This is a genomic window from Anabaena sp. 90 (genome assembly GCF_000312705.1).
In the GTDB taxonomy this organism is placed as follows: domain Bacteria; phylum Cyanobacteriota; class Cyanobacteriia; order Cyanobacteriales; family Nostocaceae; genus Dolichospermum; species Dolichospermum lemmermannii.
In genome coordinates, this window is the sequence record NC_019427.1 from 2,155,635 (window position 1) to 2,168,979 (window position 13,345).

Here is a 13,345-nt window from a genome sequence, read left to right on the forward strand (position 1 = left end):
TTGTTAGTAGGGGCGAAGCATTTGGAAGATAAATTATCGGTCATTGCCAAAAATAGTTCTCCAAATGCTTCGCCCGTACAGTTGTTAGTTTTTAATTACCAAATTTATGAACTTAACTACCACATATTTAGGTTTAGAATTAAAATCTCCCTTAGTTCCCTCCGCTTCTCCACTTTCAGAAGACATTGATAATATTAAATTAATGGAAGATGCAGGTGCGGGTGCTGTTGTTATGCACTCGCTATTTGAAGAACAATTAACTTTAGAAGAATCCGCACTTGATCATCATTTAAGCCATGGTACAGAAAGTTTTGCAGAAGCTTTAACCTATTTCCCAAATATTGCTAAATTCCGAGTCGGACCAGAAGAATATCTAGACCATATTCGCAAAGCTAAGGAAAAAGTTGATATTCCCATTATTGCCAGTTTGAATGGTTGTTCCGTCGGTGGTTGGACTAAATATGGTAAACTCATCCAAGAAGCAGGAGCATCAGCACTAGAATTAAATATTTACTATGTTCCTACTAACCCAGATTTAAGTAGTCACGATATCGAGCAAAATTATCTTGATATTCTCACATCTGTTAAAGCCGCCGTCACTATTCCTGTAGCCGTAAAACTCAGTCCTTACTTTACTAATACTGCAAATATCGCCAAACGTTTAGATCATGCCGGGGCTGATGGATTAGTATTATTTAATCGGTTTTATCAACCAGATATTAATTTAGAAAATTTAGAAGTCGAACCTCATGTACTTTTAAGTACCCCCCAAGCCATGCGTTTACCCCTGCGCTGGATAGCCATTCTCTATGGTCATATTCAGGGTAGTTTGGCTGCAACTAGCGGTATTCATAATGCCTATGATGTGATTAAAATGTTGATGGTGGGAGCAAATATAACTATGTTGTGTTCTGTATTATTAAGAGAGGGAATTGCTCATATTCAGTGTTTAGAAAAAGACCTACGGGAATGGATGAAAATACATGAATATGAATCTGTCAAGCAAATGCAAGGTACCATGAGCCAGTTAAAATGTCCTAATCCTAGTGCTTTTGAACGCGCTCAATATATGAAGGCTTTGCAAACCTATAATCCAGATTCGGGTAGAGTTTATACAAAAAGTTAGGTAATAGGTAATAACTAACAACTAACAACTGTACGGGCGAAGCATTTGGAGAACTATTTTTGGCAATGACCGATAATTTATCTTGCAAATGCTTCGCCCCTACTGACAACTAACAACTGTACGGGCGAAGCATTTGGAGAACTATTTTTGGCAATGACCGATAATTTATCTTCCAAATGCTTCGCCCCTACCGACAACTAACAACTGTACGGGCGAAGCATTTGGAGAACTATTTTTGGCAATGACCGATAATTTATCTTCCAAATGCTTCGCCCCTACCGACAACTAACAACTGTACGGGCGAAGCATTTGGAGAACTATTTTTGGCAATGACCGATAATTTATCTTCCAAATGCTTCGCCCCTACCGACAACTAACAACTGACAAACAATGAAAAAACGTATTGGTATTCTTACCAGTGGTGGTGACTGTCCGGGTCTAAATTGTGTGATTCGCGCTGTTGTGAGTCATGCCACACGGACTTTTGATTGGGAAGTAGTGGGGATTCCTTACGCTACCCAAGGGTTGCTAGAACGGAAAACTGTGCCGTTAAGTATACATGGTTGGGATTTACGCGGGATTGACCCTTTACTAAATATGGGGGGAACAATTTTAGGTAGTATTAATAAAGGAGATACTTTAGCCCATGCTGATGAAATATTAGCCGGTTATAAAGCGATCGCTCTAAATGCTTTAATTATTGTCGGTGGAGATGGTAGTTTAAATATTATTCATCAATTAGCCGTTTTAGGTAATTGGAATTTAATTGCTATCCCCAAAACTATTGATCATGATGTCGCTTTTACAGAACGTTCAATCGGCTTTGATACGGCAATTAATACAATTGTTGATGCTATTAATCGTCTGATCTTTACTGCTGCTAGTCATGACCGAGTGATGATTATCGAAGTTATGGGACGCAGCTCCGGACATTTAGCTTTACACTCAGGAATTGCCGGCGGTGCTGATGTGATTTTAATTCCCGAAGTCCCCTATACTATTCAAGGAATATGTCATCATCTGACCGAATTACGCGATTGTTGGCAAAAAAAATTTGCTATTATTGTGGTTGCTGAAGGGATATCTGTTTGTGCAGAAGATGCCGATAATCCTTCTATTTGTACTACTGCTATTGATAGTGAGCGAAGCCGAACTAAATGTGGTCAAGGTCAATATATTGCCGAAAAAATTGCTAATTGTAGTAATCACCTGATTGATACCAGAGTTTCTGTATTAGGACATATTCAGCGTGGTGGTATCCCCTCAGCTTTAGACCGTCTCACAGCTACTATGTTTGGTAAAGTTGCAGTTGATTTAATTGCCCAAAATCAATATGATCAAATGTTAGCTTGGCAAAATGGCAAAGTTGTCACTTTCCCCATTCAAGATGTGATAGATAATAATCCCTCTCTTGTTAATCCTCAAGGTGATTTAGTCCAAACCGCTCGGTCTTTAGGTATATATATTGGTGAATAAAGTAAGAGGCAATAGGTAATAGGTAATAGGTAATGGGTAATAGGTAATAGGTAATAGGTAATAGAAAGATAAATAATCTCCCCTACTCCCCCTACTCCCCCTACTCCCCCTACTCCCCCTACTCCCCCTACTCCCCCTACTCCCCCTACTCCCCCTACTCCCCCTACTCCCCCTACTCCCCCTACTCCCCCTACTCCCCCTACTCCCCCTACTCCCCCTACTCCCCCTACTCCCCCTACTCCCTACCTCCTGCCCCCCTTACGTATTACTCAGCTTCAGCGAGCGCTTCTAGATGAAAAGCTACATTTTTAAGCGCCATTTCAATTTCGTTACTATAAGAAAGACTTCTCCATCTTGGGGCTGTGGCATGATCCAAGGCAGTTGTATCCAAGTATTCTGCAAAAACTATCAGTTTTTCGGGGTCTGTTGCGGCTGTTGCCAACTTTTCTAAAAACTCTTGAGGTGTCATAAAATTTGCCAAAAAAAAGTAAAAGTCTCATCAATCGGTCAATTCTATGAGCATAAGTGCTGTAATCCCCAAAAATCTGTTCAAAATATTCAAAAATGAATAATTGACAACCGACGTACGGGCGAAGCATTTGGAGAACTATTTTTGGCAATGACTGATAATTTATCTTCCAAATGCTTCGCCCCTACTGACAACTGTACGGGCGAAGCATTTGGAGAACTATTTTTGGCAATGACTGATAATTTATCTTCCAAATGCTTCGCCCCTACTGACAACTGTACGGGCGAAGCATCTGGAGAACTATTTTTGGCAATGACCGATAATTTATCTTCCAAATGCTGACAACTGTACGGGCGAAGCATTTGGAGAACTATTTTTGGCAATGACCGATAATTTATCTTCCAAATGCTTCGCCCCTACTGACAACTTACTTGAGGACAAAATTTAATTTTGCCAATAACTCTTCATTAGTATAGGGTTTTGATAAAATTGCTGTAACTTGAGATTCATTATTTGGCTCTAACATATTCTCTATATTGCATCCACTACAAGCAATTATTAGCACCTGGGGGTTGATTTCTTTTAACTTGCAAATGGCGGAATTTCCATTCATTCCTGGCATCATTATATCCATCAATACTACTCTGATTTGATCCCGGTATTGGTTGTAAGTATTGATTGCTTCCACGCCGTTTTTAGCGGTAAGAACTTGATAATTGTAGGCTTCTAAAATGGTTGTTGTAACTTCCCGGATATGGGCTTCATCATCTACTACTAAAATTAGTTCTCCCTGTCCTTGAGATATTTCTTGATGATCGGATTCTAAAGGGGAAACTTCTTGGTTAACTGATGGTAAAAATATCTGAAATACGCTACCAAGTCCAATTTGACTTTCAACATTAATAAACCCCTTATGACTTTTAATAATTCCTAACACTGTTGATAGTCCTAATCCTGTGCCTTTACCAAAATCCTTAGTGGTAAAAAATGGCTCAAATATTCTTTCTAATATTTCCGGTGACATTCCCGTCCCCGTATCTCTAACCGTAATCACAATATAATTCCCAACTGTAGCATGATGATTTATCTGGATCATCTCTTCATCAAGATACAAATTTTCTGTAGAAACAGAGAGACATCCACCGTCAGGCATAGCATCAGCAGCATTAACCACTAAGTTTATTAATACTTGATGCAGTTGGGTTTTATCCGCAAGCACTGTCCATAATTTAGGGTGAATATGCTTAGAAAATGTGATGGATTTGGAAAATGTTTGACTGACCAAGTAGATAATATCGCTGATCAAATCATTAATCTGCACAATCGTCTGTTTGCCTTCAACACCTTTGGCAAAGGATAACAATTGTTTGACTAGTTCTGCACCATGTTTCGCATTATTTTCAATAATTGTCAGCATTTGCTGACGACGATCTTTATGTTTTTCTTCAGATAATCTACTACTTTTGAGTAATTGAGCAGATGCTAAAATTGGTGTTAAGATATTATTGATATCGTGGGCAATGCCTCCAGCTAAAGTTCCAATACTTTCCATTCTTTGAGCGCGTAAAGATTGCTCTTCTCGTTGTTTATTTTTTGTAATATCAGTATCTACTGTGAGAATAGATTTAGGTTGTCCATCAGTATCTAACATCAATGTCCAGCGACTTTGAACAATAATTAGTTGGTTTGATTGTGTGCGTTTGCGTAACTCACCCTCCCAACTTCCCGATGTAACTACAGTTTTTAGGGCGATTATCTCTTGTTCATGGGAAGTTGAATCGTAAAAAATATCCTTGGGATTCTTACCTAAAACTTCCTGACGTTCCCAACCATATATCCTCTCTGCCCCCTGATTCCAAAAGACGATTTGGGCTTGAAAATCTCGGACAAAAATTGCATCAGTCGCAATATCTAATAGGGCCGCTTGTTCATATATTTGCCGTTGCGTTTGTTTACGTTCAGAAATGTCTCTAGTTGTGCCAATCATGCGGATTGGCCGATCATTTTCGTTACAGTAAACTTTTCCTCTAGAACTCAACCAATGTAGGATACCATCACAATCCACTATCCGATGTTCACAGACAAAATCAACTTTTTTCGCCAGGGAATGACTGACACAGTTTTGAAAATGCTGACGGTCTTCAGGATAGATTAAATTGAGAAAGTCTTCAATACTAGGACAGGAACTATTGAGAGGTAAACCATACATTAAACCCATGGTAGGAGACCAGAGAGTTTCATTGGTTTGGATATGCCAATCCCAGATCCCAATATTACCTGCTTCTAGTGCTAAGGTGAGTCGGGCTTCACTTTCTTGTAAGGACGCTTGAATATGTTGCCGTTCAATGATTTCTTCTTGCAATCGCTTATTGGCAATCACTAATTCTGCCGTGCGTTCTTTTACCCGAACTTCCAAGACATCGCTATCTTGACGGAGTGCTGCTTCTAATTTTCTCCTGTCGCTAATATCAGATATTGACCATAAACAACCAGTCCGTTTACCCTCATTATCAACCATAGAATTTACTCTCACACTAGCAGAAAAGAGTAAACCTTTACGGGACTGGAAATTCATTTCCCATTCCTGTAATTCATGCAATTTTTTTAACCGGGATACAAATTGAGAACGATCTTCTTCAGCAATAAAAACTACTAATGGTTTGCCAACAAGATGATCTTGACGGACAGATAGTAAGGATGCTGCCCCATGATTAGCTTGCTGAATTATCCCTAAAGCATCAGTTACTAAATAACCATTAGGTGCAAATTCAAATAAATTTTGATAACGCAGTCGTTCTGCTTCAGTAATTTGCCGAGAATAGATTAGTTGTTCATTTTGTTGACGTAGTTCTTCTTCGGCAATTTGCAGTTCTTCTAAAGTTTCTTGCAGTTCTCGATTAATTTGTAAATTCTCGTCAACTTGTTTTTTTGCCCATTCTTGTAAATGATTATGAGTTTGCTTACGGATTACTTCCAGTTGTTCATTAATTGGTATGTGTTCTGTCTTCAAATCTAGCAAATTTTCCTGCAATGCCTCAACCACACCAATCATTTTTTCTATATTTAAGGCTTGCAGCAAGTTTGCTTCAGTGACAATACCGATTAAGTTGTCTTTATCATCTACTATTGGTAAATAGTGAATAGAATGCTGCTGTAAAAGTGCAAACACTGTCAAAATATGCTCAGATGCTGAATATTTGAGAGTAATTAGCGGCTGAGTCATCACGTCTGCCATTTTTACCGCTGATAGGTCGGTATTTAAGGTAATTACTCTCAATACATCTTTAATAGTAAATATTCCTTGTAATTGCTTTCCCTCTACTACTAAAACATAGTCGGTTACTTGATGGATCGGGTTATTAACTGTAACTTTATGATCTTGTTGTTGATTCATCAAGTTAATAGCATCCATCACACAACTATCAGGACTAATAGTTAAGGGAGAATAATGAATAATTTGATGTAAATTAGGTAAATTAATCAATTTTCGGTGAAATCTGTTAGTGAATGCGTCCATTGGTTAATCTGATTAGTAGATGATACTGTAACTAATGTCATACCGATTAAAATCTACAAATCATTAGTTAATAAATTTGATAGATATGGATAGCAAGGGTTTGGAGTGAGAAAATTTATTTCAAAAAATTACGTACAATTTAACCAAATGATTGTTGTTGGTAATATAAATATCATTTAATTGATTTTTGAGCAATTAATTAGATTGTACCCTGAATATTCTATATATGAAACTTTAATTTTGTAAACATTTCAAATAGTAAGTATTCACAATTTAAATATATAGTTTTGTAACCACATTGACAGGAGAGAACTTTGGATATATTAGAGGGTGTTTGAAAAGTTTTGAATGTATAGACTGACCCCTCTCCAAACCTCTCCCCTGCAAGGGGAGAGGCTTTGAAACCCCCCTTCCCTCGTAGGGAAGGGGGGCTGGGGGGTTAGGTTTTTGGAGATTATCGGTTTCATCTAATACTTTTCAAACAACCTCTTAGACATCTCCACAAAAGAACGTAGAGACGTTCCATGGAACATCTCTACAAGGGTTGTAAGTCACGCATATTTAATTTTCACCAGATGTCTATTTTCTATTACCAATTACCAAGAATGTAAAGCCCGTAGTTGGGGTGTTTTTTTAACTTGGTGGGCTTGCATTCTGGTGAGAACATCATCTAAAATAGCCACAGCTTCAATAATATAATCACCCTTATTGAGCATGACACACTCTGCCCGTTCTGACATGGCAGCATCAGTGATTTCTGCCCGTGAAGGCATTCCATGTTTGACGAGATTTTCTAAGACTTGAGTTGCCCAAATTACGGGGATATGGGCAGCCTCACATAACCATAATATCTCCTCTTGAATTTCCGCCAGTCGTTGATAACCAATTTCCAGCGCCAAATCTCCTCTGGCAATCATAATTCCAAAGGGTTGTTTTCCAGCGGCTTGAATAATTAATTCTGGCAAATTGCTAACGGCTAAGGGTGTTTCGATTTTCGCCACTATGGCAGGTGTGGGAGAATTTTCTGGTAATCTTACCGCTAATTCCTGTTGTAAAAGCTGAATATCTGCGGGTGTTTGCACATAGGAATAGCCGATAATATTAACTTGATTAGCATGAGTGGTAATAAAATCTAAATCTTGTTGATCTTTTTCTGTTAAAGAACTCAAATGTAATTCAGTGTCAGGAAAATTAATGCCTTTTTCTGGTAATAGTTTTTCACCTTTAAGACGGGCATGGGTAATTTTTAACCATACTCCCTCAGATGTAATTGACTCAACACAAGCACCAATCCGGCCATCATCAATCCAGACTATTGTACCAATTTTCAGTTGTTTTAATACTTCTGGAATTGTGCAACTGGCTTGAAAAAATTCAGAATCAATAGTAGTGGGTAACTCATGGGTAAGGAGGAGAGATTCACCTTTAAATATTCGTTGTTTGGGACTGGGGGTAAGAACAAATTTAATTCTGGTTTTGGGACCACTCAAATCCATGAGAATTTTACAAGAAGATTCTAATTCTAATTCTGCTTGTTTGACATTGTTAATCATGGCTAACCATTCACCGGGGGTATCATGGGCGCAATTAATTCTCACACAATTGGTTCCTTGCCGAATGATATCCCGCAGAAATTCGTAATTGGTAGCGGCTTCATTTGGCAACGTTACCATGATTCTAACTCGACGGTTATCGAGGGTGTTACCAAATAAATCTTCGGTATTTTGTTGGAGAAGGCGATCGCCCTCAAAAAATGCGTCCAAAGGTGGATGTATAATGATAGAATCATTATCTGTGTGACAAACTGCCTGTAAGGTGGCAATCACCGCATCTAAGGTAGGTAAAACCTTAGCTTCTATCCTCCCCAATGAGGACAAACCCCAAGGCATTAAAGCCGCTTGCAGTTCTCGTAAATCGTGTCTTCTCAGTGCCAAATAATAGGCAAGATTGAGACTACTTTTAATAAAAGATTGTCGGTGAATTTGCTTTTTCCAGCGTTCAAATATTTCCCTGCCTTCCTGATCAACAGATTGACGAAGTTCTTGTAATGTGGTAAGTAAAAAACAAGGATCTGAGAGATCCAACTCTACATTTTTTGTTTGCATATTGGTCAGTTGTTAGTTGTCAGTTGTCAGGTAGGGGCGAAGCATTTGGAAGATAAATTATCGGTCATTGCCAAAAATAGTTCTCCAAATGCTTCGCCCGTACAGTTGTTATTTGTTAGTAGGGGCGAAGCATTTGGAAGATAAATTATCGGTCATTGCCAAAAATAGTTCTCCAAATGCTTCGCCCGTACAGTTGTCAGTTGTTAGTAGGGGCGAAGCATTTGGAAGATAAATTATCGGTCATTGCCAAAAATAGTTCCCCAAATGCTTCGCCCGTACAGTTGTTATTTGTTAGTAGGGGCGAAGCATTTGCAAGATAAATTATCGGTCATTGCCAAAAATAGTTCCCCAAATGCTTCGCCCGTACAGTTGTCAGTTGTTAGTAGGGGCGAAGCATTTGCAAGATAAATTATCGGTCATTGCCAAAAATAGTTCCCCAAATGCTTCGCCCGTACAGTTGTCAGTTGTCAGTAGGGGCGAAGCATTTGGAAGATAAATTATCGGTCATTGCCAAAAATAGTTCTCCAAATGCTTCGCCCGTACAGTTGTCAGTTGTTAGTAGGGGCGAAGCATTTGGAAGATAAATTATCGGTCATTGCCAAAAATAGTTCTCCAAATGCTTCGCCCGTACAGTTGTCAGTTGTTAGTTGTAAAACTGTTACCAATTACCTATTACCAATCACCAATTACCAATTACCTATTCCCCTATTCCCCTGTTTCTGCTTTCGCAATTTCTAACATTGTCTTAATCACAGAATCAGGGTTGAGACTAATAGAATCTATACCTTGTTCAACTAAAAAACGAGCAAATTCTGGATAATCACTGGGTGCTTGTCCACAAATACCAATTTTGCGATTATTTTGTTTAACAGTAGTTATGGCTTTTGCTATTATTCTTTTAACAGCTTCATTGCGTTCATCAAATAAATGTGCCACTAATTCAGAATCTCGATCTAATCCTAATGTTAATTGGGTTAAATCATTAGAACCAATGGAGAAACCATCAAAAACCTGACTAAATTCATCAGCTAATAAAACGTTACTTGGTAACTCGCACATGACGTAAACTTCTAAGCCATTTTCACCTTTGACTAAGCCATTTTTTGCCATTTCTGCTAATACCTGTTTTCCTTCTTGAGGAGTACGACAAAAGGGAACCATGAGAATCATATTGGTTAAACCCATTTCTTCTCTTACCCGTTTCATTGCCTGACATTCTAAAGCAAAACCTTCACGATAACGAGGATCATAATAACGAGAAGCACCACGCCAACCAATCATCGGATTTTCTTCTTTGGGTTCAAATTGTCTACCTCCTAAAAGGTTGGCATATTCATTACTTTTGAAGTCAGATAAACGGACAATTACAGGTTTGGGATAAAATGCTGCGGCAATTGTGCCGATACCTTGCGCTAATTTGGCAATAAAGAATTCGGCTTTATCTTCATATTGTGCCGTTAATTCGCTAATTTTATATTTGGCAAGTTCGTCTTCTAATTCGTCAAAATGTAATAATGCTAAAGGATGGGCTTTAATATGATTAGCAATGATAAATTCCATTCTCGCTAAACCAACACCATCATTAGGAATTGCTGTCAAACCTAAAGCTTCTTCTGGATTACCCACATTCATCATAATTTTAGTGCGGGTTCGAGGTAAATTATCTAATGGTAATTCTTGAATTTCAAAGTTTAATAAACCTGCATAAACTTGACCTGTTTCCCCTTCCGCACAACTAACAGTAATTTCTTGTCCAGTTTCTAAAACTGTAGTCGCATTCCCACAACCAACTATAGCAGGAATACCCATTTCTCTGGCAATAATTGATGCATGACAGGTTCTCCCCCCAGAGTTAGTGACAATAGCGCTGGCTTTTTTCATAATCGGTTCCCAGTCTGGGTCTGTGCGGTTAGTAACTAACACCTCTCCGGCTTGAAATAGGTTAATATCTGGCACATCTAGAATAACTCTAGCTTTACCTTGACCTATCATTTCGCCTACGCTACGACCAGTTAATAAAACTTGACTTTTTTCCTGGAGTTGATAAGTTCTGAGGACGGTTTTTGATTTTTGAGATTGAACGGTTTCTGGTCTAGCTTGGACAATAAATAATTCTCCTGTTATCCCATCTTTTGCCCATTCAATATCCATTGGTGTGGCTATTCCCCGAACTTGGGAATAATGATCTTCAATGATACAAGTCCATTTTGCTAGTTGGAGGATTTCTTGATCATTGAGGGCAAATTGATGACGTTCAAGTTGAGGGACAGAAATATTTTTAGTTAATTTTGACCCACCTAGATCATAAACCATTTTAATTTCTTTTGTTCCCAACCGTTTTTGGAGAATGGGTTTATATCCTTGTTTTAAAGTTGGTTTAAATACCAAATATTCATCGGGATTAACTGCACCTTGAACAATGTTTTCACCTAAACCATAAGCAGCGGTAATTAAAGCAGCATTTTGAAAACCTGTTTCGGTGTCTATGGAAAACATCACCCCAGAAGATGCTAAATCTGAACGTACCATTTTTTGGACACCCACTGATAGCGCTACTTCAAAATGATCAAAACCTCTCATTTGTCGGTAGGAAATAGCCCTGTCTGTGAAGATAGAAGCAAAGCATTTATGGCAAGATTCTAATACGCTTTTAATGCCATGAACATTCAGGTAAGTTTCCTGTTGTCCCGCAAAACTAGCATCTGGTAAGTCTTCGGCTGTGGCACTAGAACGAACAGCCACATCAGTATCTATACTATATTCTTGACATAAACTTTGATAGGATCTAGCGATCGCTTCTTGCAATTCTAGCGGAAATGGGGTTTCTAACATTAATGATCTGGCTTGTTTGCCACATTCTTGCAAATTAGCCATATCCTCCACATCTAAATCTGCAAAAATCTTTCTCAGTTTTACTTCTAAACCAGCCCCAGTAATAAAGTATCTATAAGCATAAGCCGTAGTCGCAAATCCCGTGGGAACTTTCACACCTTGGGAACTTAGTTGTTGAATCATTTCCCCTAAGGAAGCGTTTTTACCACCTACTAGGGGAATATCTGCAATTCCCACAGCATTAAAGGGTAATACTAAAGCTTCTTGATGAATTTGGCTATTTTCTTGATTGCGTTTAATTTCCAACATATTCTGAGATTCCTTAAATAGCTACTGTTATTTAATTCAGAACCCATTCTGTTTATGCACGGAGAGTTTGAGGATGTTGCGAGGATATATAGCAGGGAACGGGATTGACTACCAGATGTCTAAATGGCATCCTCCATTTAAGATTACTCTAGTTTAGAGTATAAATAAATGTATAGCTAATATAGCGAAATATTACGTAATATATTGTTCTTGTAAGTATTCTCATAATTCCCCCCTGCTTGAGAGTTAAAATTAAGGAATATACATAACAAGTTTTAATTTATCTCAATTTATTACATGACTGGATTTAGCCGAACACTTTTAACAAAGGACTTGAAACTATTATGCCCCAATGCCCTTGCTGTTCCGACTTTCTTTTACACCATATCCGTGGTGCTGAAAATTACTGGTTTTGCCGGAGTTGTTGGCAAGAAATGCCAGTATTAACCCAACGTCATACCGCTGAAGTCCCAAAACCCATTTTAGCAAAGTTAACTAAAAAAATCGCCCCACAAGAACATCGTCTTGGTTCTTACTGCTTAATTCAGCCAAATTCTTTCCAAGCAAGATTAGAGGAAAAATTCTCTCGCTAAAGCTGGAATACAATTTATTTATTACCAAATAAGATTTCAAGAATGATTGTAGCTTGCTTCCCGAAGGGTACGCAGATGAACGCAGATGAACGCAGATAAAGACGGATAAATTAATAGATTTATTAGTTTTTACAATATCTAGGTTCTACTGTTATTTATTACCAAATCTGACTTAAATCTAAAACAAATCCGGGTAATAAATTCTCACCAGTTAATGTTTGGGGATTGTCTAATTCTTCTACAGCTTGACTAGGACGATAAATAAATACTTTCCGTTGTTTTCTATCAATTAACCAAGCTAATTGTGTACCATTATCTATATATTCTTGCATCTTTTCTTGCAGAATCTTTAAATTATCAGTTTCTGAACGCAATTCAATAATAAACTCAGGACAAATAGGAGCAAATTTTTTCCTTTGTTCTGCTGGTATTGCTTCCCATTTTGTGCGGTTTATCCAAGCTGCGTCAGGAGAACGGACTGCACCATTGGGTAAGGTAAAACCACCACTAGAACCAAATCCTACTCCTGTACCATTTTGCTTTGTCCAAACACCTAATTCACCGATTAAATTAAAATTACGTCCACCTGTTTCTGAATCTGTAGGAGACATAAGAGACTTCCAAATAAAAAAATGTCCCAAAACTAACGCAAAAACCCTCCCTATTTCTTCTCTCTCTGTGTTCTCTGTGCCTCTGTGGTTCGTTTGTTCATTTATTTATTGGGATAATTTATTTCCTGGAAGTCCCTAATTAATAAATCTCCAAGATGGTTACGTTCAATTCTCAAATCACGGTTTAACTGACAGAAATTAAAAAATTGATCATCATTCATGATGATATTGGGTTGCATTTTTAAAACCATTGGTAAGAAAAACATTGTTGCGTATCGTATAAGGGTTTAGCAATGCTAAACCCCTA

The 13,345-nt window shown here is 38.1% G+C and carries 16 protein-coding genes and 1 pseudogene; 10 read left to right on the plus strand and 7 right to left on the minus strand.

Annotated elements, in window-relative coordinates; genetic code table 11:
* Positions 1-189 (plus strand): hypothetical protein, encoded by a 189-nt coding sequence (locus ANA_RS24415; protein WP_162471196.1) that lies wholly within the window; start codon positions 1-3, stop codon positions 187-189.
* Positions 107-1,126: a dihydroorotate dehydrogenase-like protein gene (locus ANA_RS09545; RefSeq protein ID WP_015079866.1), complete on the plus strand. Its 1,020-nt coding sequence runs from the start codon at positions 107-109 to the stop codon at positions 1,124-1,126. The genes ANA_RS24415 and ANA_RS09545 overlap by 83 nt, the downstream gene beginning before the upstream one ends.
* Here ANA_RS09545 and ANA_RS27545 read toward each other — a convergent pair.
* Entirely contained in the window at positions 1,044-1,235 is a 192-nt protein-coding gene (locus ANA_RS27545) for a hypothetical protein (protein WP_235082004.1), read from the minus strand. The genes ANA_RS09545 and ANA_RS27545 overlap by 83 nt on opposite strands.
* 281 nt (positions 1,236-1,516) lie before the next feature.
* Here ANA_RS27545 and ANA_RS09550 point away from each other — a divergent pair, with 281 nt between their 5' ends.
* Positions 1,517-2,602 carry an ATP-dependent 6-phosphofructokinase gene (locus ANA_RS09550; RefSeq protein ID WP_015079867.1) on the plus strand — a complete coding sequence of 362 codons (1,086 nt, stop codon included), beginning with the start codon at positions 1,517-1,519 and terminating at the stop codon, positions 2,600-2,602.
* 265 nt (positions 2,603-2,867) lie between these two features.
* On the opposite strand, the gene ANA_RS09555 is transcribed toward ANA_RS09550, so the two are convergent.
* The 4 genes from ANA_RS09555 to ANA_RS09570 form a co-directional block, all read right to left on the minus strand.
* The gene (locus ANA_RS09555; RefSeq protein ID WP_015079868.1) at positions 2,868-3,071 is read right to left on the minus strand and encodes a hypothetical protein; all 204 of its coding nucleotides are present in this window, start codon (positions 3,069-3,071) and stop codon (positions 2,868-2,870) included.
* 89 nt (positions 3,072-3,160) lie between these two features.
* Positions 3,161-3,433 carry a hypothetical protein gene (locus ANA_RS09560; protein WP_015079869.1) on the minus strand — a complete coding sequence of 91 codons (273 nt, stop codon included), beginning with the start codon at positions 3,431-3,433 and terminating at the stop codon, positions 3,161-3,163.
* Positions 3,434-3,498: 65 nt separating this feature from the next.
* Positions 3,499-6,588, minus strand: a complete 3,090-nt coding sequence (locus ANA_RS09565) for a PAS domain S-box protein (RefSeq protein WP_015079870.1) — start codon at positions 6,586-6,588, stop codon at positions 3,499-3,501.
* Positions 6,589-7,184: 596 nt separating this feature from the next.
* A complete protein-coding gene (locus ANA_RS09570) occupies positions 7,185-8,693 on the minus strand; it encodes a pyruvate kinase (protein WP_015079871.1) in 1,509 nt (502 codons plus the stop codon).
* Between the two features lie 9 nt (positions 8,694-8,702).
* Between ANA_RS09570 and ANA_RS28170 the strand changes: the two genes are divergently transcribed.
* From ANA_RS28170 to ANA_RS27570, 6 genes are read left to right on the plus strand one after another with little or no spacing between them, the layout of a single operon-like run.
* A complete protein-coding gene (locus tag ANA_RS28170; RefSeq protein WP_256380201.1) occupies positions 8,703-8,837 on the plus strand; it encodes a hypothetical protein in 135 nt (44 codons plus the stop codon).
* Positions 8,782-8,925 (plus strand): hypothetical protein, encoded by a 144-nt coding sequence (locus ANA_RS27550; RefSeq protein ID WP_235082005.1) that lies wholly within the window; start codon positions 8,782-8,784, stop codon positions 8,923-8,925. The genes ANA_RS28170 and ANA_RS27550 overlap by 56 nt, the downstream gene beginning before the upstream one ends.
* The gene (locus ANA_RS27555; protein ID WP_235082006.1) at positions 8,870-9,013 is read left to right on the plus strand and encodes a hypothetical protein; all 144 of its coding nucleotides are present in this window, start codon (positions 8,870-8,872) and stop codon (positions 9,011-9,013) included. The genes ANA_RS27550 and ANA_RS27555 overlap by 56 nt, the downstream gene beginning before the upstream one ends.
* Before the next feature lie 32 nt (positions 9,014-9,045).
* A complete protein-coding gene (locus ANA_RS27560) occupies positions 9,046-9,189 on the plus strand; it encodes a hypothetical protein (RefSeq protein WP_235081773.1) in 144 nt (47 codons plus the stop codon).
* Positions 9,134-9,277, plus strand: a complete 144-nt coding sequence (locus tag ANA_RS27565) for a hypothetical protein (RefSeq protein ID WP_168694533.1) — start codon at positions 9,134-9,136, stop codon at positions 9,275-9,277. The genes ANA_RS27560 and ANA_RS27565 overlap by 56 nt, the downstream gene beginning before the upstream one ends.
* A complete protein-coding gene (locus ANA_RS27570; protein WP_235081774.1) occupies positions 9,222-9,431 on the plus strand; it encodes a hypothetical protein in 210 nt (69 codons plus the stop codon). The genes ANA_RS27565 and ANA_RS27570 overlap by 56 nt, the downstream gene beginning before the upstream one ends.
* On the opposite strand, the gene ppsA is transcribed toward ANA_RS27570, so the two are convergent.
* Positions 9,399-11,834, minus strand: a complete 2,436-nt coding sequence (ppsA, locus tag ANA_RS09575; RefSeq protein WP_015079872.1) for a phosphoenolpyruvate synthase — start codon at positions 11,832-11,834, stop codon at positions 9,399-9,401. The two genes, ANA_RS27570 and ppsA, sit on opposite strands and share 33 nt — an antisense overlap.
* Before the next feature lie 344 nt (positions 11,835-12,178).
* On the opposite strand from ppsA, the gene ANA_RS24440 reads away from it, so the two are divergent.
* Positions 12,179-12,427: a hypothetical protein gene (locus ANA_RS24440; RefSeq protein WP_015079873.1), complete on the plus strand. Its 249-nt coding sequence runs from the start codon at positions 12,179-12,181 to the stop codon at positions 12,425-12,427.
* 158 nt (positions 12,428-12,585) lie between these two features.
* Here ANA_RS24440 and ANA_RS28495 read toward each other — a convergent pair.
* Positions 12,586-13,304 (minus strand): annotated as a pseudogene (locus ANA_RS28495) (Uma2 family endonuclease).
* Between the last annotated feature and the right edge of the window lie 41 nt (positions 13,305-13,345).

Bases quoted from the DNA above. Each gene is read 5' to 3' on its own strand.
- ANA_RS27550 (WP_235082005.1), top strand. From the start codon at position 8,782: ATGCTTCGCCCGTACAGTTGTTATTTGTTAGTAGGGGCGAAGCATTTG.
- ANA_RS09545 (WP_015079866.1), top strand. From the start codon at position 107: ATGAACTTAACTACCACATATTTAGGTTTAGAATTAAAATCTCCCTTA.
- ANA_RS27555 (WP_235082006.1), top strand. From the start codon at position 8,870: ATGCTTCGCCCGTACAGTTGTCAGTTGTTAGTAGGGGCGAAGCATTTG.
- ANA_RS27560 (WP_235081773.1), top strand. From the start codon at position 9,046: ATGCTTCGCCCGTACAGTTGTCAGTTGTTAGTAGGGGCGAAGCATTTG.
- ANA_RS09560 (WP_015079869.1), bottom strand. From the start codon at position 3,433: ATGCTTCGCCCGTACAGTTGTCAGCATTTGGAAGATAAATTATCGGTC.
- ANA_RS09570 (WP_015079871.1), bottom strand. From the start codon at position 8,693: ATGCAAACAAAAAATGTAGAGTTGGATCTCTCAGATCCTTGTTTTTTA.
- ANA_RS24440 (WP_015079873.1), top strand. From the start codon at position 12,179: ATGCCCCAATGCCCTTGCTGTTCCGACTTTCTTTTACACCATATCCGT.
- ANA_RS09565 (WP_015079870.1), bottom strand. From the start codon at position 6,588: ATGGACGCATTCACTAACAGATTTCACCGAAAATTGATTAATTTACCT.
- ANA_RS09550 (WP_015079867.1), top strand. From the start codon at position 1,517: ATGAAAAAACGTATTGGTATTCTTACCAGTGGTGGTGACTGTCCGGGT.
- ppsA (WP_015079872.1), bottom strand. From the start codon at position 11,834: ATGTTGGAAATTAAACGCAATCAAGAAAATAGCCAAATTCATCAAGAA.
- ANA_RS27565 (WP_168694533.1), top strand. From the start codon at position 9,134: ATGCTTCGCCCGTACAGTTGTCAGTTGTCAGTAGGGGCGAAGCATTTG.
- ANA_RS27570 (WP_235081774.1), top strand. From the start codon at position 9,222: ATGCTTCGCCCGTACAGTTGTCAGTTGTTAGTAGGGGCGAAGCATTTG.
- ANA_RS09555 (WP_015079868.1), bottom strand. From the start codon at position 3,071: ATGACACCTCAAGAGTTTTTAGAAAAGTTGGCAACAGCCGCAACAGAC.